This is a genomic window from Thiocapsa bogorovii (genome assembly GCF_021228795.1).
GTDB lineage: Bacteria > Pseudomonadota > Gammaproteobacteria > Chromatiales > Chromatiaceae > Thiocapsa > Thiocapsa bogorovii.
Genome location: NZ_CP089309.1, coordinates 1,372,310 through 1,397,604 on the forward strand (window position 1 = coordinate 1,372,310; position 25,295 = coordinate 1,397,604).

Genomic DNA, 25,295 nt, shown 5'->3' on the forward strand with positions numbered 1-25,295 from the left:
AGCGATATTCCAGTGTCCATCCATCGACCTCCGATGCCTATCTCGGCCGTCACGTGGTTCACATCGCGGCCCAGGTGAGCGGCCCGATCCAGTCGGTGCTTGTTCATAACAACCAGGCGGTCAAGAGCGGCGATCTGATGCTGACCGTCGACCCGGCGCCTTTCCAGCTTGCGGTGGACCGGGCAGAGGCACAGCTGCAGCAGGCCAAGGAGGATTTGGCCGCCGCAAACGCGCGCGTCGACGCAGCGCAGGCGCAGGTCGCATCCGCCCAGGCCAATGCCGACCAGGCCGAGCGCCACGCGGACCGGATCGAAACGCTGGTCGCGAAGGGCTCGGCGTCGAAAGACCTGGGCGACAGCGCGCAACAGGACAGGCTCGATGCCCGGGCGGCCCTGAACAGCGCCGTGGCGGAACTGGTTGCCGCAAAGGCCGCGCGTGGCGCCGTCGGCGACGACAACGCGACGATCAAGGCGGCGACGGTCGCGCTGGGGCAGGCGCAGCTCGACTTGAAGCACACCCGCATTGTCGCGCCCGCCGACGGCATCGTCGGCAACTTCGACCTCCGCCCCGGCAGCTACCTCACTGCCGGCAATCCCATGTTCGCGCTGGTGGAGAGCAAAGACCCTTGGGTCGACGCCAACTTCAAGGAGACTGACCTAACCCGTATTCGGCCGGGACAGCCGGCGAGCATCTCGGTGGACCTATTGCCGGGCAGGAGCTTCAAGGGCCTCGTGGAAGGGCTGAGCCCGGCCTCCGGGGCCGCCTTCTCGCTGCTGCCGCCGGAGAACGCGACCGGTAACTGGGTCAAGGTGACCCAGCGCTTCGCGGTGCGCATCCGCGTCCTCGACCCGCTGCCGGAGCTGCGCGTCGGCGCCAGCGCCGAGGTCCGCGTCGACACCAGCCTCGACAGCGGCGTCGACCAGCACTAGCCGATCGTGAGACAGGGTCATGACAGAACCCAACAGCGAAGCCGCGCCCGCGAACCGCGTCCTGACTATCGCCAGCGTGATGCTGACCACGGTCATGGCCATCATGGATATGACTATCGTCAACGTCACGCTGCCGCACATGATGGGCGCACTGGGCGCAACCGCGGACCAGGTCACCTGGGTGCTGACCGCCTATATCGTCGCCGAGGCGGTAACCATCCCGCTCACGGGCTGGCTGGCGGGTCGCTTCGGGCGCCGCCGGGTCATGTTGTTCGGCATCGCCGGCTTCGTGCTCGCGTCGGGCGCCTGCGGCCTGAGCGAATCCCTGTCGCAGATGGTGATCTTCCGGCTGCTCCAGGGGATCGCGGGCGCACCGCTCATCCCGCTCTCTCAGGGCGTGCTGGTGGGGCTGTTTCCGGCCGAGCAGCGCGGCAAGGGCATGGCCATCTGGGGCATCGGCGTCATGCTCGGGACCATCCTCGGGCCCACCGTCGGCGGCATCGTCACCGAGCACCTGACCTGGCACTGGGTGTTCTACATCAATCTGCCGGTGGGCCTGCTCAATTTCGCGATGGTGGCGCGCAGCATCCGCGAGACCCCGCGCCGCGAGACCGGTACCGACTGGCTTGGGGCACTCTTGATGATCCTCGGCATCGGCAGCCTGCAGACCCTGCTCGACCGCGGTAACCAAGAGGGTTGGTGGGATTCGGACCTCATCGTGCTGCTGACCATCACGGCGGTGGTCGGTTTGATACTGTTCGTCTGGCGCGGGCTGGTCGCGGAGCGTCCGATCGTGGACCTGCGTCTGTTCCGCGACCGTAATCTCGCGCTGGCCTCGCTCCTGATGCTGGTATTCGGGCTCGCGCTGTTCGGCACCATCGCCATTCAGCCGCTGCTCATGGAGCGGCTGCTCGGCTACCCGGTTGAGACCACCGGTCTGGTCATGGCACCACGCGGGTTCGGTGCGGCCCTCGGCATGCTGGTCATCGCCCGCCTCGCGGGCCGGATCGACTCGCGCTGGATCATCGCCAGCGGAATGATCATTGCCGGAACCGCCACCTGGATCATGTCCTGGTACAACCTAGACATCAGTCCCGGCTGGCTGATCTGGCCCGGGGTCATGCAAGGTGTCGGCATGGGGTCCGTCTTCGTCACGCTCTCGACGCTGGCCTATGCCACGCTGCCGGCGTCGGCGACCGACGCCGGCGCCGGACTGTACAACTTGGCGCGCAGCATCGGCAGCTCCATCGGTGTCTCCGTCGCCGCGACCTGGTACACCCGGTTCGGCCAGATCGATTGGAACCGCCTCGGCGGCGACATCAATCCCTTCAATCCCGCCCTGCAGCATTGGCTCAAGGTGCAAGGGCTGACCCTGAACGATCCCATAGCGGCCGCACTGCTGACCCATGAGCTCAGCCGCCAGTCCGCGATGCTCGCCTTCACGCAGGTGTTCGACCTGATCGCGCTCAGCTTCGTGTTCATGGCGCCGCTATTGTTGCTGTTGAAGCCGAGCGGCAGGCGTTCTGGCGCGAATCATGACCAACAAGTGACATGAGTTTCCGCGGCCGGTTCGGGTAGGTCGATGCCGGCCCTCTTCCCCTCCCGACTCAGGATGCAAGCCATGTCTCGATCCGACAGGATCGACAGTCCCCGACCCCTTCGCCAGCATCATGCTCGAGTTGGCGCTGCTGCTGACCATGGTCGTCATCGCCCGCTGGCTGACCAGTCGAACACGGCAGCCGGCGGTGCTCGGCGAGCTGCTGATCGGCGTGCTGGTGGGCAATCTCGGCTACTGGCTTGGGCTGCCGTTCTTCCAGTTCGTCATGAGCTACGGCGCGGCCAGTCCGGTGTTCGATCAGGTCTGGCAGAGCGGCGTCTCGGTCCCACAGGCAGCGGCGCAGGTGTTCACGCCGGAGCAGCTGGCCCCGGGGGCCAAGGGCAGCAGGTGCTGCAACTGCTGAGCGGCGACCACGCCCCAGCCAACGTGAACACCGGCATGAGCCTGTGGCTGTTCTCGAGTCTGGGTATCATCCTGCTGCTGTTTAAGGTCGGCTTGAAGACCGGCGCGCGCCAGTTGCGCCAGCTCGGTTCCGATGCTGCGCGGGTCGCGATCGCCGGGGCGCTGGGGACCGTGTCGCTCGCGCTGCTGGTGATCTGGCTGCTGCCGGTGGATCTGTCCGCCTCGGAACGCTTCTTCGTCGCCGCGACCATCGGCGCGACGAGTATTGGCGTTGTGACCCGAATGCTGGACGACATCAACAAGTCCGATACACCCGAGGGGCGGCTGATCCTCGGCGCCTGCGTACTCAACGACGTGATCGGGCTGCTCCTGCTGGCTCTGGCGATCGAGCTGGTGGTCAAGGGCCATCTGGACCTACCCTCAATCGCCTGGCTCCTCGCTTCCAGTACCCTCTTTATCGGCGCCATCGTGCTGTTCGGAGACCGCATCGGCGGTCCGCTGGCACGCCAACTGAATCGCATCGACCCCGCCGAGGTGCGCTTCCTCGCGCCGCTCGCCTTCGCCTTCCTGCTTGGCTGGCTGGGCAAGTTGCCGTCGGCCTTGGCGGCGGGACGGGGCCTGGACCGCCCCACGGTCGCGGTCGGGATGCTGCCGCGCGGCGAGGTCGCGCTCATCTTTGTCGGCGTCGGGCGCACGCTCGATATCATCGACGACCAGCTCTTTGCCGCCCTGGTTGCCGTCATCATCCTGCTGGCCTTCGGCTCCGCGCTGGCGCTGAAGTGGGTCTTTCCACCCAGGTCGCCGGGCGTCGAAGCCTTGCTAGGACGGTTGAGCCGGCGGCTGGCGCGTTAAGGCGATTGCAGTCACTTAGCGGGTCGGCGGCGCCATGAGTTCCGGTCCCACGGGGTCGGTCACATGCTTCGCCCGCTGGCTGTCCATGCGGTCTTGGCCAAACCGGGCGGATCGCACTCGTCACCGAGAATATCCACGCCCAGGCGATACATGACCAGCAGAACGCCCCGCCCGCTAAAGTTCGTAATGGACACCGATCTCGATGAGCTGCTCTGGCGGCGCATCGAGCAGGAACCCGGGGCTCGGGGTGTTGCGCTGCATGAAGCCATACAGCCTTGCCCGCCAGCGGATGAGCGGGCGGATGTTGGCGGTGCCGATACGGGCTCGGCTCAAGAAGAGACTGGGATGCTCGGCTGACGGCGGATAGGCGGTCTGCGACAGCAGGTCCAGGATGGTGTCGAATCGCGGTCTCTCCATGTATCCGAGACGCAGCACGGCGGCAAAAAAACCAGAGCCGAGGCGCTCGACCTCCAGCTTGTTCTCCAGCCGCACGCGCGGGGCGTCCTCGATTTCGACCCGCAGGACATAGGTCTCATGATGCAAAATCTGGTTATGGCGGAAATTGTGCAACAGGCTTTGCGGAACGGAGCAGGCCGTGTGGGTCAGGAAGATGGCGCTGCCGGGCGTGCGCGCGGCGGATTGAACCGCCTCGCTCGCCACGAAGTCCTTCAGCAACGGCGCTGCCCGCTGTTGCCCCTCGCGCAGCCTGTCCTGCCCCCATCGCCAGGTGAGCATGATCAAGAGCATGCATCCGCTGATGACGACGATGACTTGGGCGCCAGAGAGTAGCTTGGTCGCCAGTGCCACCAGAAAGGCCAAATCGACGCCCAAGAACAGGAGACCCAAGGCGAAGATCGTGAGCCAGCCGCGCTGCTTGACGCGGCGCTGAAACGTCAGGAAGAGCAAGGAGGTCATGAGCGTGACCCCACCGATCGCAAGACCATAGGCATTGGCTAGACCGTCCGCAGAACGGAATCCAAGCACCAGCAGGAGGGTACCGGTCATCAATAGCCAGTTGATGGAACCGATGTAAACCTGACCCGCTTGGCGCGCTGAGGTGTGTCTGACGCGCAGTTGCGGATAGTAATCCAAGTCGCTGAGTTGCCGAAAAAGCGAGAACAGACCACTGATGATTGCCTGGGCAGCGATGACCGTGGCCAGGGTCGCGATGCCGATCAATCCGATCACCCAGTAGTCTCCCGACACCAGCCCGAAGCCTGACACCAGCCCGAAGAACGCATTGCCCGGATGCTCGGGCGCGCTCAGCAACAGGGCACCCTGCCCCAGATAGTTCAGCATCAACGCCGGCCAGACCAGAAACAGCCAGCTCATTTGGATCGGGCGTCGGCCGAAATGGCCCAAATCGGCATAGAGCGCCTCTGAGCCCGTCACCACCAGAAACACCGTGCCGAGCGTCAGGAACCCGGTCCAGCCGTTGTCGCGGAAAAACCAGAAGGCATAGCGCGGGTCGACTGCTGCAAGAACGCCCGGCATCTCTTGGATCCAGGCGAGCCCAGTGCCGGCAAGGAGGAGGAACCAGACGAGCATCACGGGGCCGAAGAGCTTGCCGACCCGCGCCGTGCCGCGGTGCTGGATGGCGAACAAAGCGACCAGCACCAGCACCGTCAGCTCCGGCACCACCTCGGTCAGCTCCGGTGCCACCAGTTCCAACCCCTGAATCGCGCTCAGTACGGAGATGGCCGGAGTCAAGAGGCCATCGCCGATCAACATGGCACTCGCCACAACCCCCAGCAGCAGCACCAGCGACCGCGCACGCTTGCGGCTGCGGCGGCGCAGCAGCGTCGCGAGTGCGATGACGCCGCCGTCTCCATCGTTGTCCGCGGACAACACAAAGAGCATGTACTTGACCCCGACGACCAGCACCAACGACCAGAAGATCAGCGACAACGCGCCGAGCACATTGACAACGTCAATCGGCAGCCCGGCCCGCCCGAAGAGAATGTTCATGGTGTAGATCGGACTTGTGCCGATGTCACCATAGACCACGCCCAGCGCAGCGATCAGCAGTGACGCCTTGAGTGGGCGTGAAGGGGAATCAGCTATAGACATGAGTGACCCGAACGACGCTCGACCCTCGCGGAGAGATCACCCGATCGCGCTGCAGATCATCGGCAGACTGCAGAATCATCGGCACGTTGCCGCTTCTCGCTTAAGCAGGACAGCGGAATCCAACATCAACTGATCATCGAGTGTATCCATCGTGGCTGCTCCTGCCACCTGAATGTCGATCGCAGAGCTCTCAAGATTCGCGCCAGAACAGTGAGACCCAGTCGCCACCGGTCTCCGCGCAAGCGATAGGCACCGCTGGGCATTGTCCTGGTTCATGTGGACCAAGGCCGCTGCGTCCTGTCCACCAACGCGGGGCTGCCGCGGTGCAGGTCAGGCGCGCAAGCGGCCGCCGGCCTAGGTTTCAGGGTCTCGGAGCCCCTAGCAAGCGACTTGGCAAGCTTGATGCGAAGTGAGGGACAGAGCATCGGCGACGGGGCAAGCGGCCCCGGATTCACCCCGGATTCACCCCGAATGCTCACAGTGATGCCGACGAGGCATTGATACTCGCTAAACCGGAGGTCAAGTTCATGTCCAACGCAATGACACACAGCGGAGGCGGCCATCTCCTTCCGCGGCCGGAGAGCCGCTTCGCCAGGGCGGCACTGGCCAGCCTGCCTTACGTCGCTCTCTACGCGATCGCAGTCATACTGATCGCGATGACGGACCACAACCCCGCGTCCGCGCAAGGCGCGTGGAACTACTACATCCCCTTGATGGGTATCGTTTCCGCCATGAGCGGCTGGAGCCGGCACGCGGGTGACGAATGGAAGACCCGTTTGCGGTATCTCGCGCGGCAAGTCGTCCATTGGGGCGCGCTGCTCCTCGTGGTTCGTTTGCTGTTCCTGTCCGATGTTCAGCACTTCCTTCGGGCGGAGGACGACGGCTTCGTCATCATTTATCTGTTCGGACTGGCCAGCATCCTGGCCGGCGCCTATTTGGACTGGAAGATGGCCCTGTTCGGACTCTTCCTGATCTTCAGCGGTGTCTTCATCGCCTTTCTCGACGACAACGCCCTGCTGCTCGCCGTCGGCGGCACCGCCCTGATCGCCTTGCTCGTGACCGCAATCGCCTGGATCAGGTATTACCAGAACAGCGAACCTCCGCGAGCAAGAATGCAAGGATGAGAAGCCGATGAGAATGTGGAGCCGGGGGGCAGCCGGGCGGTTCCGCCCGGGTGCCGGCGGCAATTTTGACGGTTGACTCGGAAAGTGCGGGGTTCGATGTATCCCGCGGCGTCGAGGTGACGGGCCGCACGGGCGAGGAGCTGCGAGTGCTCGTGGGCGACGACTTCGACCTCACTCTCGTCCATCTCGAGGGCGTCGGTGCCGTCTTCGACCGCGCCTCGCTGATCGCCCTCCCACCGCCGATGCGCCGGGCGTACGCCGAGCACTTCAAAGCCATCGTGCCCGCGACCGCGAAGAGCTTCCTGATCACGCTCGAGTATGATCAGAACGAGATGTCCGGCCCGCCCTTTTCGGTCGGCCGCGACGAGATCCAAACCCGTTTCGGGGACCACTACGGCATTGAACAACTGGCGAGTTTCGACGTGATCGACGAGTCGCCCGGTTTTCGCCGACGCGGCCTCACCGCGCTCGCCGAGCACGTGTGGAGCTTGGAGCCGCACCCCTGAGACGCCGCGGTCAACTGCCGGATCCAGGCTCAACGGCTGGCCTGATCCCGGCTCACCGGCGAACGGTGGCGATTCCTGTCGTGCGTACCATACTTGGCGTAAGGCACGCCATGGGTCGAAGCGAGGTCGGCGCACACGGTCCGACACAGAAGGCTTCCATCACCCATCGAGCAGGCATTCGAAGACCAACGCGCAGGAGATCCGACGATGAGCCAATTCGGCACCTTCGAAGGAGAGGTTGTCGTGCAGTGGTTGACCCACGGCGGCGATGACCGGGACATGAAGCTGTTGGAGGAGTTTGCCTTTATCGATTCGAACGGAAAACGCTGGGTCGCCCCCAAGGGAAGCGTCGTCAACGGGGCCTCTATACCCTCGGCCCTCTGGAATACGGTCGGGCCGCCGTTCGTCGGGGATTACCGTCGCGCGACCGTGATCCACGATGTGGGTTGTGACCAGAAGACAGCGCCTCACGAAGAGGTCCACCGTACCTTCTACTTCGCCATGCGCGCCGACGGTGTCGGTTGGCTGAAGGCGAACACGATGTACCAAGCGGTGAAGCAGTTCGGGCCAAAGTGGAATCTCAATACCGGGGCAGTCTCGCAGCGCCGATCGCCAAGCGAGGCCGAGATGGCGTCATTTCTCGACGCGGCGAGGCAAGCCGCCGAGGAAATCGGCGAAGAAGGCGGTTTGGAGGCGGTCGAGAGACGCATCAACGAGATTCTCCGTTCGCCGGCGGGACCGAAATCCTCGCCCGAACCCATCACGAAGGCCGTTCCATCCGGACAGCCCACACTCAATAAGCTGACGCCCCTCGAGAAGCCATCCCCCGGCTCGAAGAAGGACGCCGTCACCGAAATCGCCCTGTTTGCCTCAGCGCCCGACGCGACGAGGCGGCAGCTCGCCGGGACGGTCGAGCTCAGGAGCTTCCGAGCAACCACGCACGCCTTATCGAAAGCCGATCGGCTGCGTTTGGTCGAGCAAGCCTTGGTGCTCATCGAGCAAAACTACGTGCACTTGCCGATGAAAGAGGCGATGCATGCGGTGGATCCGATCCAACGCCTACGGCTGCTGCGCCTGCGACTCGAGCAGACCGCGGAAGATGGGCTCGAGGACGCGGCCCGCTTCCATCATGAGCTCGCGTCGGTGTTTATATCTCTGCGCGACCTGCACACCAACTACCTCCTTCCGGATCCGATCGCGAACAAGGTCGCGTTCGTCCCCTTCATGCTCGAGGATTTTTTCGAAGAGGGAACAGCGAGCGGAGGGCGTCGTTTCCTCGTCACGCGTGTCTTCGATGGATTCCGGGAGCCGCCTTTCGGACCCGGCGTCGAGGTCCTGCGCTGGAACGGCATTCCTATCGAACGGGCCGTCGAGATCAACGGGGAGCGCTTTGCCGGCAGCAACCTGGAGGCGCGACGCGCCCGCGGTATCGAGACCTTGACCGTCCGTCCCTTGGTCCAATCGCTGCCGCCCGACGAGGACTTCGTGCTCGTCGAGTACAAGGCCCACGACGGCCGCCTGCAGGAGCTGCGGGTCCCCTGGTTCGTGTTCGAGCCGGACATCAGCCGGACGGCCGGTCTCGGAGAGGTTTCACCGGAGGCGGCCGCGCAACAAGGCATCGACATCGAGCAGACCTTGGTTCGTCTCGCACGCAAGATCCTGTTTGCTCCGCAGGTCGTCGTCGCCGAGGGCAAGATGGCGCGGCGTAAAGCACCGGCGCGCGGACAGGGATTGACCACCATGATGCCCGGGGTGGTCGAGGCACGGACAGTCCCGACCGACGCCGGGGAGATCGGCTATGTGCGGATCTGGACCTTCAGCGTAGAGGATGCCGACGCATTCGTGGCCGAGTTCATCCGTCTGGTCGCACAATTGCCGCAAGACGGGCTGGTGATCGATGTCCGCGGCAACGGCGGCGGGCTGATCCTTGCCGGCGAGCAACTGCTTCAGATCCTGACCCCGCAAAGTATCGAGCCGACCCTGTTTAAGCTCCGAAACACGCCGCTGAACGTGCGCCTGGCCGAACGCCTGGAGTTTTTGAAACCTTGGCGCAAGTCGATGCGGCAAGCGCTGATGACCGGGGCGACCTATTCCGCCGGCCTTCCGATCACCGATCGTAAGGCCGCCAACAGGATCGGCCAGCGGTACCACGGACCCGTCGTGCTGATCACGGACGCCCTCTGTTACAGCACCACCGATATCTTTGCCGCCGGCTTCCGAGACCATGGGATCGGGCCCATCCTGGGCGTGGACGGCAACATGGGTGCAGGCGGTGCCAATGTGTGGGGGCACGACCTCCTGCGGCAGCTGTTGCCGGGCACCGATTCGCCCTATCGACCGCTGCCGGGGAATGCCGCGATGCGGGTCGCCATTCGGCGGACCATCCGTATCGGGCAGAGCGCCGGAACCGTGCTGGAAGACCTCGGGGTGGTTCCGGATCAAATCCACCACATGACCCGCGACGACCTGTTCGAGGGGAACTCGGATCTGATCGCGGCCGCCGCAGACCTGCTCGCCGGTCTGCCGAAGCGCCGACTCGACATCCGCTTCGGCCCGGAAACGGAACAGGGACGAGAGGTCATCGCAGACTGTCTCGGGATCGACCGGCTCGATGCCGACATCGACACGCGGCCAAACGGATCGATCGATGTCGTTGACGGGGAGAACGCGTTCGCAATGCCGGCGACGGGGACCCGGTTTTTGGATTTTCGGGGATTCTCCGCGGGAGGCCTCGTGGCGTCGCGTCGGGTTTTTCTCTAACCGGGTTCACACGGAGGGGCCTCAACCGGCGCAATGCGAGCGGACGCCAGGATCGACCCCAGGATCGACCCCAGGATCGACCATGGACCGGCCCGAGAGCGATTCGGCCCTTTGCGGCCCTTTGCAGAAAGGGTCCGACCCCGGAGCCTGGGGACCGGGATCGCGCTCGCAGCCTTGCCGCAAGGTGGAACGGCATCGGGCTCGTGATGCTCCCTGATCGCTGCTACGGTATAAAGCTGTTTTGATTCACCGTGAGGATGCGTGCCCATGCCGTTCGATCGAATCCCACACCGGTCCTCGTGGCCGGTCGCCTTGCTGTCCTCTCTACTGCTCGCCCTAGCCTTTCCCGTCCAGGCCGAGCGTGGCCCGGACTTGCCGGACTACCCGGCGGACCAGGTCGCGCCCGGTCTTTATGTAATTCACGGACCGGTAGACTACCCCACCCCCGAGAATCAGGGGTTCATGAACAACCCGGCCTTTTTGGTCACCGAGACCGGCGTGATCGTCGTGGATCCCGGATCAAGCGTTCAGACCGGGGAGATGGTCCTGCGTCAGATCCGCAAGGTGACCGACAAGCCGCTCCTGGCGGTGCTGAACACGCACGTCCACGGAGACCATTGGTTGGGCAATCAGGCGATGCTGGCCGCGGCCCCGCAGGTACCGATCTACGGACATCCCGAGATGCTGAAGCTGATTGCCCAAGGAGCCGGCGAAGAATGGGTACAGCGTATGATGAGCGCGACCGAGGGCGCCACCGAAGGGACGGTTGCCAAGGGCCCGACGCAAGCGCTCGAGGGCGGCGAGACCCTGTCGATCGGGGGGTTCACCTTCAAGTCCCATTATTACCCGCACGTGCACAGCACCTCGGATCTGATGTTCGAGATCCCGGAGCTCGAGGTTCTCTTCCTGGGCGACAACGCCTGCAACGGGCGCATCGTACGGATGGACGACGGCTCCTTTATCGGCAGCATCAATGCCCTGGATGGCGTCAAGGAATCGGTTAAGGCGAGCGTTCTGATTCCGGGGCACGGTCAAACCGGCGGTTGGGAGATCGTCGACGACTACCGCGACTATCTGGCCGGCGTCTATGACGGGGTCGCCGCTTTGTACGAGAGCGGCGGCAGCGACTTCGAGATGCGTCCGATCATCGCGGAGCAGCTTGTTCGATTCAAGGACTGGCAAGGCTTCGAGGAGGAATTGGGCAAGCACGTCTCGCTCGCCTATCTGGAGGTTGAAGCGGACGCCTTCTGAGCGTTTCGGGGACCTTCCGACCGGGTCCCCGACGGCGTGCCGCCGAGGTCGACCGATGCGAGCACTGCACACCAAGCTACTGCGCGATCTCTTCGACCTCAAGGGACAGGTTGCGGCCATCGCCGTGGTGATCGCCGCGGGCGTGATGGTGCTGATCCTGTCCGTGACCACGCTCGACGCGCTGCGTCTGTCGCAATCGCGATTCTATGACGGTCATCATTTCGCACATGTCTTTGCCGACCTCAAACGCGCGCCTGAGGGTCTCGCGGCGCGTCTGCGCGAGATCCCCGGCGTCAACCAGGTCGAGACGCGGGTTCAGGCTCCGGTGCGCCTCGAGGTTGCGGGTTTCGACGAGCCGATCCGCGGTCTGCTGCTCTCGATTCCGGACGGCCGCCAGCCGGGGTTGAACCGGCTGTACCTGCGCGAGGGCGCACTCCCCGAGCCGGACCGTTCCGACCAGGTGGTGCTGAGCGAGCCTTTCGCCGAGGCGCAGGGCCTGCGGGCCGGCGATCGGTTGGAGGCGATCATCAACGGCCGGCTCCAAAGCCTGACCGTCAGCGGCGTGGCGCTGTCCCCCGAGTTCATCTATCAGGTGGGGCCGGCGGACATCTTGCCGGACTACAAGCGGTTTGCGGTCCTCTGGATGAACCGCCGAGCACTCGCCCACGCGATGGACATGGACGGGGCCTTCAACAGTGTCTTGCTCTCGCTCCAGGCCGGAGGCGACGAGGAGACCGTCATCGAGGCACTGGACCTGTACCTGGCCCGCTACGGCGGCATCGGGGCCATGGGCCGCGAGGATCAGATCTCGCATCGCTTCCTGTCCGAAGAGATCGACCAGCTCCGCGTGATGGCCATCGTCCTTCCCGCCATCTTCCTCTCGGTCGCGGCCTTCCTGCTGAATCTGCTGATGGGGCGGATCATCCAAACCCAACGCCAGCAGATCGCGATCCTCAAGGCGTTCGGCTACCGCAACCGGGACATTGCCGCGCATTTCGGGTTGCTGACCGGAGCGATCGTGGTCTTGGGATCGGCGCTGGGCATCGCGCTCGGGGCCTGGGCTGCCGAGGGGATGGCCGGCCTCTACGCCGAATACTACCGTTTCCCGGAGACGAGCTTCCGACTCGAGCCGCGCATCGTTGCTCTGGCTCTGCTGGTGTCTGCGGGTGCCGCCGCATTGGGCACGGTCCGCGCCGTGAGCCGCGCGGTCGCGATGCCGCCCGCCGAGGCGATGCGTCCGCCCGCGCCCCGGCGCTTTCACGCCTCCTGGCTCGAGCGCTCCGCACTCGGTCGGCGACTGGACCAGCCGACCCGGATCATCCTGCGCAACCTCCTGCGCCACCGCGCCAAGGCGCTGCTCTCGATGATGGGAATCGGGCTGTCCGGTGGACTCCTGCTGCTCGGGAGCTATCAGTTCGGTGCGGTCGACCACCTGCTCGATATCCAATATCGGCTGGTGATGAACATGGATCTCCATCTGAGCTTCACCGACCCGACACCCGAACGATCGCTGGCCGAGCTGCGGACCCTGCCCGGCGTGGCCTATGTGGAGGGCTATCGCAGCGTGCCCGTGCGTTTGATCAACGGGACCCGAGACTACCGCACCAGTATTCAAGGCCTGGAGCGCGAGCCGCATCTGCGGGGCTTACTCGACGCCGAAGGGCGCCCGTTCCGACTCCCCCCCGAGGGTCTCCTGATGACCCGCTTCCTGGCGGAAGACCTCGGTCTCGCGCCCGGCGACGCGCTGCAGGTCGAGATCATGGAGGGCCACCGTCGGACCGTCCGGGTCCCGCTCGCCGGAATCGTCGACGAGCCGATCGGCGTCAGTGCCTACATGGAGCGGCGCGCCTTGAACCGTCTGATGGGCGAAGGCCCCGCCCTCTCCGGTGCCTGGCTGATCACCGACGCCGCGCTGCACGACCGGCTCTTCGAGCGACTTTGGGAAGTGCCCCGCGTGGCCGGGATCGGCGTGATTGCGGATGCGGAGCGACAGTTCCGCGACTATATCGACGACACTGTGCTGGTGACGATGAGCATCCTGCTTGTGATGGCCGGCTCCATCACCTTCGCCGTGGTCTACAGCAACGCGCGTATCGCCTTCTCGGAGCGCTCGCGCGAGCTGGCCACGCTCCGGGTCCTCGGCTTCAGCCGAGCGGAGGTGAGCTGGATCCTCATCGGCGAGATCGCAGTCCTGACCCTATTGGCGATCCCGCTCGGCTGGCTAATCGGCACCGGGTTCGCCGCGCTGCTCAGCTCGGCCATGGAGATGGACATGTTCCGGGTGCCCTTCATCATCAGCCCGCAGACCTATGCCTTCTCCGCCTCCGGGGTGCTGCTGGCCTCGCTGTTGTCGGTGCTCGCGATCACCCGACTGTTGGGACGGCTGGATATGATCGCGGCGTTGAAGACCATCGAGTAAAGCTAAACCGCGTCCGGAGTGACCTTGGTCGGTTTGTGACGTGGTCAACCTCGGTGCCGCTCAAGAGGCTGGCGGTGACGCGGTTTAGGATAAAACATTCGGGTCAATGGCTACGCACGCTTTGGCGTTTGGATTGTGCTGACGGTAGGAGGCGCAACCTGCGCCGATGGGTGGTTGTGCCTCGCACGGCTTGGTACAACGGCTTCCGGAATTCACCTAGGCCGCATCTGCCGGCGTCTCCAGGAGCACATCGAGATGGATGGCGGCGAATGGACAAAGGACCTTACCGTCGCGGGTCTGCTCCACCAGACCCAGCTCGGCTAGCTTGGCCAAGTCTTCGTGGAGGGGTTCAAGGTCGCTCCCGGTCCGCCTCGCCAGTTCCTGCTCCGCGAGGGTTCCGGCACCCAGCAACGCTTGCAGCAGCGCCCAACGCCGCGCGGTCAGCCACTCGAAGAAGCCCTCAAACGATTCGAAATTGAGCCGCTCGCCTTGGTAGTCAACCGCCTGTGCGGCCCGCCCCGCGGCGCGCAGAGCGGAGCGCCAATCCGGTGAAACCGTGATCGTCAGAGTGCGTTTCGCCATCGCTCGACCTCCGCAATGAAATCCGTGATCAACCGATCCACGTCGGTGAAGGTATATGGCCGCTCGATTCCCGAAAGGTGAAAATGATCGCCCTTGCCGCGCTCGTTGTCGAAACCGACGATGCGCTGACCCTTAACAACGAACACCAGTCGATACTTGTAAGGATGGAGGCACGGCGGCACGGGCCGCGGCAATCGCCAAACCACTAACTCGATGATCCCGCCTTCCGATGTAACATCTTTGAAGCGAGTCATCAGCTCGGCGTGCATATCAGTTCGGTGGCTTGCCGGAGTCAAGAGGATCAAGGGTCCAATCGACGTGACGGGTCTGCCCGTCGATCGAACAAGTGTAGACCGAGCCGGAGTGATTGGACATCGCGCAATGAGATCTCCATGTCCTTGAGTAAGCGACTGATCACCGGATTCATCGCCCTAACCATCTTGGGCTTGCTGGCGCTCGCCCTGATGCCGTCTCCCGTGCCGGTCAGCGCGACCTTGGTTCGGCAGGACGTCTTCGTCGAGTCGGTTGAGGACGAGGGCCGCACACGCCTGCGCGATGTCTATACCGTCTCTGCACCGATCAGCGGCTATCTGCGCCGTGTGGAGCTCGAGCCCGGGGACCAGGTTGCCGCCGATCAGGTGCTGTTCGAGTTGGAGCCCCTGCCCGCGCCGGCACTGGACCCGCGCTCGCGCGGTCAGGCCCGGGAAGCGCTCGCCGCAGCACAAGCCCATCTGGAGGAGGCCGAGGCAAACCTGGCAGCCAGACGGACCGAATCCGAGCTGGCGCGCACCGAATACGACCGCAGCGAGACACTGCACCGGCGCCAGCTCATCTCGTCCGAGGAGCGGGGCCGACGGCTCGCGCAGCGCGACGCAGCCGCAGCGGCCGAGCAGGCAGCGCGACATGCCGTCGAAGTCGCTCAGTTCGAGCTCGAATCCGCCCGCGCCCTCGTGGAGATCGCCGACGGCAAGCGCTCGCCCGGCGACTACCCGGTCCTGGGTGTCCGCTCCCCGATCGACGGGGTCGTGACCCGACGGCATCGCTGCTGCGAGGGGCCGATCGAATCCGGCGAGGCGGTCCTGGAGCTCGGCGACCTGGATGCACTGGAGGTCCAGGTCGACCTGCTGTCGGTGGACGCCGTGCGCGTGCGCCCGGGAATGCGTGTGATCCTGGAACGCTGGGGCGGGGAGGATGCACTCGAGGGACGGGTGCGGCTCGTGGAGCCCGCCGGGTTCGAGAAGATCTCCGCCTTGGGCGTGGAAGAGCAACGGGTGCCGGTCTGGGTCGAGATCGTCACACCGCGCGATCGATGGCGGCATCTCGGGGACGGCTATCGGGTCGAGGCACGCTTCATCCTCTGGGAGGGCGACGACGTGGTTCAAATCCCGACGAGCGCGCTGTTTCGGTACCGGGACCGCTGGGCGGTCTTCGTTGCCGATCAGGGTCGGGCGCGCCTGCGATTGGTCGAGGTCGGGCGGCGCAGCGGTCTTTGGACCCAGATCACCATGGGGCTTGAGCCGGACGACATCGTCGTCACCCATCCGGGCGATCGGGTGCACGATGGAGCACACATCGCGGCCGAGATCCGGCCATACGCGTAACGGCCACGCGCGCGAGGTCCTCTTTCATCGCACCAGCCGGTAGGGTGGACGAGGGCTTTGCCGCGGTCGGCACCAAGAATTTCGACAACCGCTCCTTCAGGCTGAACTTCGAGATCACCCTCGCCGTCGCGGACGGGCGCTTCGCGGCCGAGGTCGCAACCATGTTCGAGCGCGATTTCGCACAGTCGCAAGAAGTCGGCCCGCGGGCCTATGACGCCCTGCCGTTCCACCAAAAAGTCGGAGCAAAAGCCGCACGCCTGCTCGCGCCGATCTTGTAGGTCGTGCCGGCGAAGGGACGCATCACTTGCGCCGAGAAAAGTGCCGAAGATGTTCGCCGGAAGCGAGCGCGAGGGGCCGCCGGGCTCTTCGCAACAGGCCGACGACGCAGACCTCAACGCCGGGTAAGTTTTCTGAAATAAACCGAACGGCGCCTGATCCATGCCGGGGGGCGCGTGAACCTTGATGTGGTCCTGGTGCTGGCCCTGTTGGTCGGCGCGATCCTGATGTTCGGCCTCGGTCGCCCTCGGGCCGATAACGTGGGTCTCCTGGTGATGATCGCGGTGCCCTTCACCGGGGGTTCGTCGTCGTTGTGACGACGATGTCGGTTGCACTGGTGCCTTGGCTGTTTCCGTTTTACTGAGCGGCGCCCCCGTGCCTCAGTTGGAGTTGGGAAGTGGTCTATCGTCCAAGGCCAGTTCGTCGAGCGGCAGTCGTCGATGGCCTTCAACCACGGTAAGAACGGCAACGTCGTCGCCTTGCACGCGATAGACGATTCTGTAATTTCCCTCGACCAGTTCCCTGAAATCACTGCCGGGGAGCTCGGGCGGGGTGCGCCCCAAGCCGGGGTGATCCGCAAGGGCTTGGGACCGATCGATCAATCTGTCGATAAACCGCTCAGCGGTAGCCGGATCATCCCTCGCGATGTACTCCTCGATCTCTGCGAGCCGCTCAAATGCCTGATCGGTCCAGAGGACCTTCAAGCGACGGAGCGTCCTGCACGCCGCTCCGCGAGGCGCTCGCGAAGGGTTGCAGTGTCCATGACCCGCCCGGCATCGGCGTCTCCGGCCCCGGCAAGCAGGGATTCGAAAAACCGCTCCTGATCACACATTCGATCGTATTCCGCCGGCGACAGGACGACGCCCGCGGCCCGACCGTTCTGCGTAATGACGAGTGGACCGGCGCCGTCGACAAGTCGCTTCAGATGACGCGATATCTGAGTCTTGAACTCGCCGACAGGCACAATGCTTTCGGAAACCGAGATTGGTTGCATGACCATCATTCCGTCTTGGATTAAGGCCTGAATTTAGGGCGGCACATCCTTTCTGTCAAAGGGCTCCTTCTAGACCACTCCCTCGATTGCCGCAGCCTCCTTACGCCGGTGGGCCACCAACGCGGCGACGGCGCAGGAGGCGAGGCGGCTCTGGACCGAGTCGGCACGACTGGTGAGCGTGATGGGTACGCGTGCGCCGAGGACGATGCCGGCGGAGTCGGCGTTCATCAGGAAGGCGAGGCTCTTGGCGAGCAGATTGCCGGCTTCCAGATCGGGTACGACCAGGATATCGGCTTGTCCGGCAACGGGACCTCCGATCCCTTTGATCCTTGCCGCCTCCGGGCTGATGGCGTTGTCGAGCGCGAGCGGTCCGTCGAGGACGCCGCCGGTAATCTGACCGCGGTCGGCCATCTTACACAGTGCCGCCGCCTCTACGGTCGACTGAAGTTTGGGGTTGACCTTCTCCATCGCCGACAGGATCGCCACCCTCGGGGTCTCGATCCCCAAGGCGAGCGCGAGATCGATCGCGTTCTGCACGATGTCGACCTTCTCCTCCAGGGTCGGGAAGATGTTGATCGCCGCGTCCGTGATGAAGAGGACGTTCGTGTGACCGGGCACGTCCATGATGAAGCAATGACTCAGACGCCGCGCGGTGCGTAGACCCGTATCGCGTTTCACCACCGGGCCGAGCAGCTCGTCCGTACTGAGCGAGCCCTTCATCAGCATCTCGGCGCGGCCCTCGCGTACCAAGGTGACGGCCTTCTCGGCGGATGCGTGACTGTGCTCTGCGTCGACGATCTCGTAGGGCGAGAGGTCGATCCCAGCGTCCAACGCGGCGGCGAGGATCTTCTTGCGAGGTCCGACCAAGATCGGCGTGATGATGCCGGCCTTCGCGGCATCGACGGCCCCGCCCAAAGCCGCGGCGTTGCATGGATGGACGACCGCGGTCGGGGCCGCTGGAATGGTTGCGACGGCGGCAATCAGACGCTGAAAGTTGGTGTGCGTTGCGGTGTTCATGAAGCCGAGCCCCTTGGACTTGAATCAGCAGGCGGAGGTTGGGCGATGCAAGCAAGCCCGATGCAGGCAATCTCGGAGCCGACCGACGCTGGTCGCCTGTTCAGTCGAGCGCCTTGCTCAACTGCGAAGCGGCAATCAACAAGGGCGACCAGGAGGGACCAAACGGCGGCGCGTAGGCCAGGTCCAGGTCATAGATCTGCTCGGCCTTCATGCCGGCGTGGATCGCCGCCGCGGCCGTGTCGATCTTGTGCGCCGCCGCCTCGGGGCCGACCATGCAGCACCCGAGCAGCTTGCGGGTCTTGCGATCGCCGAGCAGCCGGACCGAGAGCTTGCCGCCGCCGGGATAGTAACCGGCACGGGTCGAGCCGACGATCTCGGCGGTCACTGTATCGAACCCGGCCGCGTCGGCCTCCTCGCGCGACAGCCCGGTGCGTGCGACCTCGAGCCCGAAGAACTTGAACACGGCCGTACCGAGCACCGGAGGCGCCGGACGTTGGTAACCGAAGACGTTGTCGCCCGCGAGCTTGCCTGCGCGATTGGCGCGCAGCGCGAGCGGAAACCAGACCGACTCCCCGGTGATGGCGTGGATCGCGTCGGCGCAGTCGCCGGCCGCGTAGATGTGCTCATCGGAGGTTCGCAGGTACGCGTCCACGGCGATCGCCCCGGCGGCCCCGAGCGCCAACCCAGCCGCAGCGGCCAACTCGGACTCGGGTCGAACGCCTGTCGCGACCAGCAACAGATCGGCCTCGAGCCTCGCCTCGGAGGTCTCGACGGCGATGCCCGAGCCCGTTCGCTCAATTGCCTCGACCCGCGTGCCCGGCAGCATCTCGACCCCGTGCGCCCTCGGCGTTGCGTCCGCCGACCTCGCGGCGGCCCGGATCGATCTTCAGGATCTCATGGCCGAGACGCTCGTCGATATTGCGCTCCTCGCGGAAACGCTGCGCGGAGATGACGAGCAGATCGTCCATGTCCGTGTCCGGGGGAAGCTTGTAGGGCAGACCGCAAGCACCGTAGGAGACGTCCTGCGTCTTCTCCGGAACCACGATTTCGGCGTCGGGACGTGTCCTTCTGGCTTGACTCGCCGCGCTCATCCCCGCGGCCACGCCGCCGATGATCACCACTCTCATACTCGCTCCTCGCGCTGGATTCCTTCTGGTTGGTTGCCGCGTCGATGGTAGCCACGGGGTGGGCGACCGACAAGGTCACGGGGTCTCCGTGAAGATCGGGATCGGTCGCCGGCCGACGCGAAGCCACGCTCGCAAGGGGCAGGACACCGCACGCGGACGCGCGGCCGCCGAGACACGGCGCTGGGAAGGGGTTTCCGGTAAGATCCCGCCATCGACATCGACATGATGTCCCCTTGAATAAATGGGCTTTTCGCCTGAATCGCGATAGGAGAACGCAGCAGTGCCGACCACGAGACAGGCCCACGACTCACCGAAAATCCTGATCGTCGGAGGTGTGGCGGGCGGCGCATCGGCGGCCGCGCGGGCTCGCCGCGTCAACGAGCATGCCCGGATCATCATGTTCGAGCGCGACCCCTATGTGTCCTTCGCCAACTGTGGCCTCCCCTATTTCATCGGCGGCGAGATCAGCGATCGCGCCCAGCTCTTGGTCGCGACGCCGGAGCTGTTTCGCGATCGCTTTCTGATCGACGCGCGCATCCGGCATGAGGTGATCGCCATCCATCGCGCGACCAAGAGGGTGCTGGTGAAGAATCTCGACACCGGCGAGCAATACGGGGAGGACTACAACAAACTCATCCTCTCTCCCGGTGCCGCGCCGATCGTGCCGTCGATCCCGGGGGCAACTGCGCAAGGCGTCTTCAGCCTGCGCAATCTCGGGGACATGGATCGGATCATCGCGGGAATGACGCACGCGAAGGAGGCCGTCGTGGTCGGTGCAGGCTACATCGGTCTGGAAGTCGCGGAACAGTTCGTCCATCGGGGGCTGAAGGTCACGGTCGTCGAGCTGCAGGACCAGGTCATGCCGTTCTTCGATCGCGAGATCGCCGAGCCGCTCCACCGCGAGAGCGAACGCAACGGCGTCAGACTCGAGCTGGGCCGCGGTGTCGCCGCGATCGAGGACACCGATGGGGCCGTGACCGGTGTCACCCTCGTCGACGGGACACGCTTGCCGGCGGACCTGGTCCTGATGAGTATCGGCGTACGACCCAACGTAGGGCTCGCGGCAGATGCCGGCCTGAGCATCGGGGCCGGCGGCGGCATAGCGACGGACGCCTACATGCGCACCTCCGACCCGGACATCTACGCCGTCGGGGATGCCGCCGAATATGCCTTCGGTCCGACCGGGGAGCGCATGCGTGTCCCGCTGGCCGGCATCGCGAATCGCACCGGTCGGCTGGCCGGAGAGCATGCCGCGACGGGTGCCTCACGCCCGGCTCCCGCGGCTTGGGGCACCTCGGTCGTGCGCGTCTTTGGCTACGCCGCCGGGATCGCGGGTCTGTCGCTGCGGGCCGCAGGGCAGGCGGGATTCGACGCACGCGCGGTACACATCGTCTCCTACCATCACGCGAGCTACTATCCGGGCGCGGCACCGATCGGGATCAAGCTGGTCTACGAGACGGGCACGGGACGCGTGCTCGGTGCGCAGGTCGTCGGTGCCGCGGGCGTGGACAAGCGGCTCGACGTGGTCGCGACCCTGATCCATTTTAAAGGCACGATCGACGATCTCGGGGCGCTTGATCTCGCCTACGCACCGCCCTTCGGCGCGGCCAAGGACCCGCTGCACATGGCGGCCTTCGTCGCGCAGAACGATCTCGACGGGCTCGCTCCGCTGATCCAGCCGGACGCGGATCTCTCCGCTTTCCAGGTCGTGGATGTCCGCGAGGCGGCGGAGCTCGAGGAGCTTCCGCTCTGCGATGTGCCCCACGCCAAACACATCCGACTCGACGATCTGCGCGACCGCCTCGGCGAGCTCGACGCTGCCCGACCTACGGTGGTCTCCTGCCGCGGCGGACAGCGCGCCTACGCGGCAGTACGCATCCTGGCGCAGCACGGTTTCGCGGAGGTCTACAACCTCTCGGGCGCGGCGGCCATGCGGGACTTTGCGCTGAACCGCCGCTCCGGTGCCGAGCCCGCAACGCATGTCGACCTGCCGCGTCCCGAGCACTTGGTCGACCAGGTCTGACCGGCCGAGCTTGCTGGACAGCCAGGCGCCGACGGCGACACTGCGTTGCGCGGTCCGGGAGCGACGGCATGAACGGGGGGCGCCTGGAGCGATCGCGGGAGCGCTCGGGATCCGGCCTCCGGCAGCCCGCCTCCAGCGGCGTCGATCTCAAGCCGGTGGCCGAGGGCAGGCGACCGCAAGCGCGGCACATCCCGAGCGGCCCTCAGCTCACCACCGTCACCGGCCGCTGTGCAGTGCGGATCACCGCATCCGAAACGCTGCCGATAATCAGTTTCTGCATCTTGCCGAGCCCTCGACGGCCCATCACGATCAAGGCATCGGTGGCCTCCGCCGCCGCGACGATCGCCTCGCGCGGCTCGCCCCAGACACTCTTCTCCTCGATCGTCAGATCATCGGCATTGCCGATCGCTGCCCGCGCCTTCGCAAAGGCGATGTTGGCCGCTTCGTGACTGATCGTGTCGATCTCCGTGCGCGGGAGATGCGCCATGCCCATCAGCTCGTTGCTGGTCGGGGAGAACACGTGCAGAAGCTGAATCGGGGAGTCCGTGGCACGTGCCAGGTCGGCGGCGAACACGGCAGCGCGCGCGGCACCCTCCGAACCATCCACCGGGACGATGATGATGTTGTAGTGTGAAACCATGCAGTTTGATCTCCGTTGAGCATCCGAACCGAGGGGTCCGAACGCATCGCACTCGGACAAGACCTCATCACGTCGTCATAGGCTATCCGCCCAGGTCGGCGTATCCTGTCGCGGCGGCTCCGCGCCCACGGTCATGGACCGGAGACCGTTTGCGAATCCGACACTGCCCAAAAGGCTAAGTGCCATTATAGGAGAACAAGCATGGCGAACGACCAGAATACGCCCGTCTCGCAGCACCCCGTGTTCGGCGATCTGAGCCGCAATTGGGGCTGGCTTCTCGCATTCGGTGTCCTCTCCATCATCCTCGGCACCGTGGGGATGGGGATGACCTTCGGACTCACCCTCGTCAGCGTCGTCTTCTTCGGGGCACTGTTGATCGTTGGGGGGACCTTTCAGCTCATCGACGCCTTCAAGTGTCAAGGCTGGAAAGGTGCACTCTGGCACATTTTGATCGCACTTCTCTACATCGCCGGCGGGTTGCTGATCGTCGTCGACCCCGTGCTCGCCTCCGAAACCCTCACCCTTGCGCTCGCCGCCGTGCTGATCGCCGTCGGCCTGTCCCGCGTCATCATGGCCTTTCAGCATCGGGGACAGAGTGGCTGGGGCTGGCTGGTACTGGCGGGCCTCATCTCGATTGCCCTCGGCGCCATGATCATCGCCAAGTGGCCGATGTCCGGCATGTGGGTCATCGGCCTCTTCGTCGCCATCGAGCTGATTTTCAACGGCTGGGCCTATCTCTTCGTCGCGCTCGCCGCGCGTCGTGCAGGCAAGCTCTCGGCCTAGTGCCCTAGGTTGGGCCGAGCGATAGCGAGGCCCAACCTGCGCCAATCACAACCATCCGCAGAACAAGGGACCGAAGCGATTCGAGTCGGATCTCCGTCAGCGGCATCGCGCGCCGCCGATTAAAAGCGGGGCACCCGCCAGGCCTCCCAGTCGATCGCATCCAGCGCCCCGGCCAACGTCCGCAATCCTCGTGCAACCCCGATATAGTGACCCGCGATCCCGAGGATATAGACGGCGCCCGGCGGCGGATCGCCGCCCCGGCGCAGGGCGTCGACCCGCGCGACCTCCGACAAGGCGACGTCCCGATTGGCATCGAGCGCGTCGAGACTGACGGGCTTACGCGGTTGGCCGAGTTTGCGCAGGAGCTCGCGCAGGGTGACCTGGAACGCCTCCCGCCAGTGCCGACCGAAGTCCGTCCGGGGGCAGTTGTGTTCTCGGTCGGCACCGCATTCCTCGTGCCACCGGGCACGCGCCCGCTGGAGCGCACCCAGGCGGATCAACAGCGTCTCCAAGGCCTCCAAGAGCGCATCGATCCGCTCCCGGTCGTTGGTCGGCGCATGGGCCGCGTAGGCCATCGGGACAATCTCCGCCAGTGACTGAAGCTCGGCGCGCAGGCGCTGCTCGTAGCGCGCCAGTGTCTCGGCGAAGTCGGGGCGATTGCGATCGGCCAGGTCGCCGAGGGCGCGGTCGAGCGTCGCGAGCAGATCCTTCAGCGTCCGGCGCAGATGCTCTTGAGGCGACCTGCCCCCGAAGACGCCGAGCAGCGCGATGCCGACGATGAAGCCGGTCAGGATACTGAGCGCCAGTCCAACATAGCCGGCGGCGCTGTAGGTTTGAGTCGGCTCGAGCTGGACCATCAGGATCGCCATCAGAGCGACGCCCAAGAAGAAGAGATTGTGCGGCTGCGGCAAGGCGTGGAAGAAATAGAGGATCGGGTAGTAGAAGACGAAGAGCACGAGCGAGAGGGCGAGAAAGCCGTCCAACTGCGGAATGACCGCAAAATAGACGGGCGCCGTCAGGAGGGCTCCCGCCACCCCGCCGATCGCGAGGCGGCGCGCCCGCCGGTGAACGGGGACATTCGCCAAGGTCTCGACGCCGATGACCACGACCACCATGGTCACCCCGATGACGCCGAACGGCGGCCATTGCAGCTCGATCCACAGCAAGGCCATCAACCAGAAACCGGCGGCGGCGATCAAGGCGTTGGGCAGGGCGCGAGCCATCCGCTCCCCGAGCGGCGGGCGGATCTCCACGGCCAGCGCGGAGGCCGGCAGCGAGCGCCCGGCGCTCAGGGCGACGCCCGCATCCGCAAGGCCTTCGACACGCATGATCAATCCCTTCAAGGCAAAGGCGGTCGCGTGCAGCACGGCACTCTCGGCGACGGCCTGCGCCTCATGACCGGGATCCGCGGTCAGACGACCGAGGCACTGCCGAGCAGCGTCAAGGGCATGTGCCGGAGGCGGCCCGGCGAAGGTGCCGGTATCCCTCTCGATCCCCTCGACGGCGGCCGCAAGATCGAGAAGCGCGCGACCCAAGACCATCCGGTGCGGTGCACTCAGAAAGGCCCGCTCCCCCTCGGCGGCCAAGCGCAGGTTCTCGCCGAAGGCCATCAGCGAGCCCAGCACGGCGGCGAGCCCGTCGATCTGCGCCTCGTAGGTGCGTCGCAAGCGCCGGAAGCCGCCGCTGTCGAGCGCCGCGGCGGCGAGGATCTCGCGCAGCTGCACGGGCGCACCGCGCAGCGTCTTCGGCGGCTGCGGCAGGCGCCCGTCCGCGCCGGCGGACACCGCCTCGCCGAGCCGACGCATCTGCTCGACGAGCCCTGCGAGCGCATCGCGATAGGCACGGTCATAGATGGCACCGCCGGTACGCGGCCAGAGCAGTCCGTTGATCACCAGCACGACCAAGATGCCGACCAGCGCCTCGGTGCTGCGCGAGACCGCCTTGGCAAACGCCATGCTCGGCTCCAGCGACGCTTCCCCGGCGATGATCACTGCGGTGACGGCAAGCATGAACCAGGCATAACCGTAGCGGCTGTTGCGGATCATGTAGATCGACACCGCCACCACCAGGGACAGCGCGCCGATCAAGGCCCAGCGGTCCTGGATCAGGAACGCCAGGAGCATCAGCACGAGCAGCGCTCCGGCCAAGGTACCGAGCACGCGCATCAGCCCTTTTTGCAGGGATGCGCCGAGATACGGTGTCTGCAGGAACAAGACGGCGATCGGCGCGAGGAAGGGATCCGGCAGTTGCTGCCAGAGCACGATACCCCAGGCGAGGATGACGCCGAGTGTGGTCTTCAGCGCATTGAGCGCAGCGGCGGGGTTCCAGGTGCGCGCGATCGGCATGGTGGGCGACGTCCTCCGTGGACAGGCGTGCGCCGC

Annotated in this window: 24 protein-coding genes; 14 read left to right on the forward strand and 10 right to left on the reverse strand. The window is 65.3% G+C overall.

What is annotated here, in order from left to right; genetic code table 11:
- The first annotated feature begins 53 nt into the window (after positions 1–53).
- From LT988_RS06185 to LT988_RS06200, 4 genes are all read left to right on the forward strand, one after another.
- Complete coding sequence (locus tag LT988_RS06185) at positions 54–929, forward strand: HlyD family secretion protein (protein WP_269752106.1); 876 nt, start codon at positions 54–56, stop codon at positions 927–929.
- A 19-nt stretch (positions 930–948) separates the two neighbouring features.
- Positions 949–2,484 (forward strand): DHA2 family efflux MFS transporter permease subunit, encoded by a 1,536-nt coding sequence (locus LT988_RS06190; protein ID WP_232409339.1) that lies wholly within the window; start codon positions 949–951, stop codon positions 2,482–2,484.
- A 115-nt stretch (positions 2,485–2,599) separates the two neighbouring features.
- Positions 2,600–2,890 carry a hypothetical protein gene (locus LT988_RS06195; RefSeq protein ID WP_232409340.1) on the forward strand — a complete coding sequence of 97 codons (291 nt, stop codon included), beginning with the start codon at positions 2,600–2,602 and terminating at the stop codon, positions 2,888–2,890.
- The gene (locus LT988_RS06200) at positions 2,875–3,741 is read left to right on the forward strand and encodes a cation:proton antiporter (protein WP_232409341.1); all 867 of its coding nucleotides are present in this window, start codon (positions 2,875–2,877) and stop codon (positions 3,739–3,741) included. The genes LT988_RS06195 and LT988_RS06200 overlap by 16 nt, the downstream gene beginning before the upstream one ends.
- 174 nt (positions 3,742–3,915) lie before the next feature.
- On the opposite strand, the gene LT988_RS06205 is transcribed toward LT988_RS06200, so the two are convergent.
- Positions 3,916–5,811 (reverse strand): potassium transporter Kup, encoded by a 1,896-nt coding sequence (locus LT988_RS06205; protein WP_232409342.1) that lies wholly within the window; start codon positions 5,809–5,811, stop codon positions 3,916–3,918.
- A 527-nt stretch (positions 5,812–6,338) separates the two neighbouring features.
- Here LT988_RS06205 and LT988_RS06210 point away from each other — a divergent pair.
- From LT988_RS06210 to LT988_RS06230, 5 genes are all read left to right on the forward strand, one after another.
- Positions 6,339–6,935, forward strand: a complete 597-nt coding sequence (locus LT988_RS06210; RefSeq protein ID WP_232409343.1) for a hypothetical protein — start codon at positions 6,339–6,341, stop codon at positions 6,933–6,935.
- A 116-nt stretch (positions 6,936–7,051) separates the two neighbouring features.
- On the forward strand, positions 7,052–7,441 hold the full coding sequence (locus LT988_RS06215; protein ID WP_232409344.1) for a class I SAM-dependent methyltransferase: 390 nt from the start codon (positions 7,052–7,054) through the stop codon (positions 7,439–7,441).
- 207 nt (positions 7,442–7,648) lie between these two features.
- A complete protein-coding gene (locus tag LT988_RS06220) occupies positions 7,649–10,201 on the forward strand; it encodes a DUF1353 domain-containing protein (RefSeq protein ID WP_232409345.1) in 2,553 nt (850 codons plus the stop codon).
- Positions 10,202–10,468: 267 nt separating this feature from the next.
- Entirely contained in the window at positions 10,469–11,452 is a 984-nt protein-coding gene (locus tag LT988_RS06225; protein ID WP_232409346.1) for an MBL fold metallo-hydrolase, read from the forward strand.
- A 55-nt stretch (positions 11,453–11,507) separates the two neighbouring features.
- A complete protein-coding gene (locus LT988_RS06230; protein WP_232409347.1) occupies positions 11,508–13,871 on the forward strand; it encodes an ABC transporter permease in 2,364 nt (787 codons plus the stop codon).
- Between the two features lie 216 nt (positions 13,872–14,087).
- Here the strand turns inward: LT988_RS06230 and LT988_RS06235 are convergent, their stop codons facing one another.
- Both LT988_RS06235 and LT988_RS06240 read right to left on the reverse strand, forming a co-directional pair.
- Positions 14,088–14,453 carry an HVO_A0114 family putative DNA-binding protein gene (locus LT988_RS06235; protein WP_232409348.1) on the reverse strand — a complete coding sequence of 122 codons (366 nt, stop codon included), beginning with the start codon at positions 14,451–14,453 and terminating at the stop codon, positions 14,088–14,090.
- On the reverse strand, positions 14,435–14,707 hold the full coding sequence (locus LT988_RS06240) for a toxin-antitoxin system TumE family protein (RefSeq protein WP_232409349.1): 273 nt from the start codon (positions 14,705–14,707) through the stop codon (positions 14,435–14,437). Before LT988_RS06240 ends, LT988_RS06235 begins: the two co-directional genes overlap by 19 nt.
- 138 nt (positions 14,708–14,845) lie before the next feature.
- Here LT988_RS06240 and LT988_RS06245 point away from each other — a divergent pair, with 138 nt between their 5' ends.
- The 3 genes from LT988_RS06245 (at position 14,846) to LT988_RS06255 (ending at position 16,647) form a co-directional block, all read left to right on the forward strand.
- Entirely contained in the window at positions 14,846–16,054 is a 1,209-nt protein-coding gene (locus LT988_RS06245; RefSeq protein WP_232409350.1) for an efflux RND transporter periplasmic adaptor subunit, read from the forward strand.
- A gap of 44 nt (positions 16,055–16,098) precedes the next feature.
- Positions 16,099–16,332: a phospholipase D-like domain-containing protein gene (locus LT988_RS06250; protein ID WP_232409351.1), complete on the forward strand. Its 234-nt coding sequence runs from the start codon at positions 16,099–16,101 to the stop codon at positions 16,330–16,332.
- A 174-nt stretch (positions 16,333–16,506) separates the two neighbouring features.
- Positions 16,507–16,647, forward strand: a complete 141-nt coding sequence (locus LT988_RS06255) for a hypothetical protein (protein ID WP_232409352.1) — start codon at positions 16,507–16,509, stop codon at positions 16,645–16,647.
- A gap of 63 nt (positions 16,648–16,710) precedes the next feature.
- On the opposite strand, the gene LT988_RS06260 is transcribed toward LT988_RS06255, so the two are convergent.
- The 5 genes from LT988_RS06260 to LT988_RS06280 all read right to left on the reverse strand — a co-directional run bounded on the left by LT988_RS06260 (position 16,711) and on the right by LT988_RS06280 (position 19,468).
- Entirely contained in the window at positions 16,711–17,034 is a 324-nt protein-coding gene (locus LT988_RS06260) for a type II toxin-antitoxin system RelE/ParE family toxin (protein ID WP_232409353.1), read from the reverse strand.
- Positions 17,031–17,324, reverse strand: coding sequence for a type II toxin-antitoxin system Phd/YefM family antitoxin (locus LT988_RS06265; RefSeq protein WP_232409354.1), 294 nt, complete (start codon positions 17,322–17,324; stop codon positions 17,031–17,033). The genes LT988_RS06260 and LT988_RS06265 overlap by 4 nt, the downstream gene beginning before the upstream one ends.
- A gap of 69 nt (positions 17,325–17,393) precedes the next feature.
- Positions 17,394–18,341: a phosphate acetyltransferase gene (locus LT988_RS06270; protein WP_269752107.1), complete on the reverse strand. Its 948-nt coding sequence runs from the start codon at positions 18,339–18,341 to the stop codon at positions 17,394–17,396.
- Between the two features lie 100 nt (positions 18,342–18,441).
- Positions 18,442–19,167, reverse strand: coding sequence for an FAD-dependent oxidoreductase (locus tag LT988_RS06275; RefSeq protein WP_232409355.1), 726 nt, complete (start codon positions 19,165–19,167; stop codon positions 18,442–18,444).
- Complete coding sequence (locus LT988_RS06280) at positions 19,136–19,468, reverse strand: FAD-dependent oxidoreductase (RefSeq protein ID WP_232409356.1); 333 nt, start codon at positions 19,466–19,468, stop codon at positions 19,136–19,138. The genes LT988_RS06275 and LT988_RS06280 overlap by 32 nt, the downstream gene beginning before the upstream one ends.
- Positions 19,469–19,748: 280 nt before the next feature.
- On the opposite strand from LT988_RS06280, the gene LT988_RS06285 reads away from it, so the two are divergent.
- Positions 19,749–21,491: an FAD-dependent oxidoreductase gene (locus tag LT988_RS06285; protein WP_232409357.1), complete on the forward strand. Its 1,743-nt coding sequence runs from the start codon at positions 19,749–19,751 to the stop codon at positions 21,489–21,491.
- A 202-nt stretch (positions 21,492–21,693) separates the two neighbouring features.
- Here LT988_RS06285 and LT988_RS06290 read toward each other — a convergent pair whose 3' ends face one another.
- Positions 21,694–22,131: a universal stress protein gene (locus LT988_RS06290; protein WP_232409358.1), complete on the reverse strand. Its 438-nt coding sequence runs from the start codon at positions 22,129–22,131 to the stop codon at positions 21,694–21,696.
- A gap of 201 nt (positions 22,132–22,332) precedes the next feature.
- Between LT988_RS06290 and LT988_RS06295 the strand changes: the two genes are divergently transcribed.
- The gene (locus tag LT988_RS06295; RefSeq protein ID WP_232409359.1) at positions 22,333–22,914 is read left to right on the forward strand and encodes an HdeD family acid-resistance protein; all 582 of its coding nucleotides are present in this window, start codon (positions 22,333–22,335) and stop codon (positions 22,912–22,914) included.
- A gap of 119 nt (positions 22,915–23,033) precedes the next feature.
- Here LT988_RS06295 and LT988_RS06300 read toward each other — a convergent pair whose 3' ends face one another.
- Complete coding sequence (locus LT988_RS06300; protein WP_232409360.1) at positions 23,034–25,259, reverse strand: FUSC family protein; 2,226 nt, start codon at positions 25,257–25,259, stop codon at positions 23,034–23,036.
- Positions 25,260–25,295: the final 36 nt, after the last annotated feature.

What these genes read in the sequence shown, in the direction of transcription:
- LT988_RS06190 (WP_232409339.1), top strand. Translation starts at nt 949, where the DNA reads ATGACAGAACCCAACAGCGAAGCCGCGCCCGCGAACCGCGTCCTGACT.
- LT988_RS06230 (WP_232409347.1), top strand. Translation starts at nt 11,508, where the DNA reads ATGCGAGCACTGCACACCAAGCTACTGCGCGATCTCTTCGACCTCAAG.
- LT988_RS06225 (WP_232409346.1), top strand. Translation starts at nt 10,469, where the DNA reads ATGCCGTTCGATCGAATCCCACACCGGTCCTCGTGGCCGGTCGCCTTG.
- LT988_RS06235 (WP_232409348.1), bottom strand. Translation starts at nt 14,453, where the DNA reads ATGGCGAAACGCACTCTGACGATCACGGTTTCACCGGATTGGCGCTCC.
- LT988_RS06275 (WP_232409355.1), bottom strand. Translation starts at nt 19,167, where the DNA reads ATGCTGCCGGGCACGCGGGTCGAGGCAATTGAGCGAACGGGCTCGGGC.
- LT988_RS06240 (WP_232409349.1), bottom strand. Translation starts at nt 14,707, where the DNA reads ATGACTCGCTTCAAAGATGTTACATCGGAAGGCGGGATCATCGAGTTA.
- LT988_RS06300 (WP_232409360.1), bottom strand. Translation starts at nt 25,259, where the DNA reads ATGCCGATCGCGCGCACCTGGAACCCCGCCGCTGCGCTCAATGCGCTG.
- LT988_RS06195 (WP_232409340.1), top strand. Translation starts at nt 2,600, where the DNA reads ATGCTCGAGTTGGCGCTGCTGCTGACCATGGTCGTCATCGCCCGCTGG.
- LT988_RS06245 (WP_232409350.1), top strand. Translation starts at nt 14,846, where the DNA reads ATGTCCTTGAGTAAGCGACTGATCACCGGATTCATCGCCCTAACCATC.
- LT988_RS06220 (WP_232409345.1), top strand. Translation starts at nt 7,649, where the DNA reads ATGAGCCAATTCGGCACCTTCGAAGGAGAGGTTGTCGTGCAGTGGTTG.
- LT988_RS06205 (WP_232409342.1), bottom strand. Translation starts at nt 5,811, where the DNA reads ATGTCTATAGCTGATTCCCCTTCACGCCCACTCAAGGCGTCACTGCTG.
- LT988_RS06295 (WP_232409359.1), top strand. Translation starts at nt 22,333, where the DNA reads ATGGCGAACGACCAGAATACGCCCGTCTCGCAGCACCCCGTGTTCGGC.
- LT988_RS06265 (WP_232409354.1), bottom strand. Translation starts at nt 17,324, where the DNA reads ATGCAACCAATCTCGGTTTCCGAAAGCATTGTGCCTGTCGGCGAGTTC.
- LT988_RS06270 (WP_269752107.1), bottom strand. Translation starts at nt 18,341, where the DNA reads ATGAACACCGCAACGCACACCAACTTTCAGCGTCTGATTGCCGCCGTC.
- LT988_RS06280 (WP_232409356.1), bottom strand. Translation starts at nt 19,468, where the DNA reads ATGAGAGTGGTGATCATCGGCGGCGTGGCCGCGGGGATGAGCGCGGCG.
- LT988_RS06210 (WP_232409343.1), top strand. Translation starts at nt 6,339, where the DNA reads ATGTCCAACGCAATGACACACAGCGGAGGCGGCCATCTCCTTCCGCGG.
- LT988_RS06290 (WP_232409358.1), bottom strand. Translation starts at nt 22,131, where the DNA reads ATGGTTTCACACTACAACATCATCATCGTCCCGGTGGATGGTTCGGAG.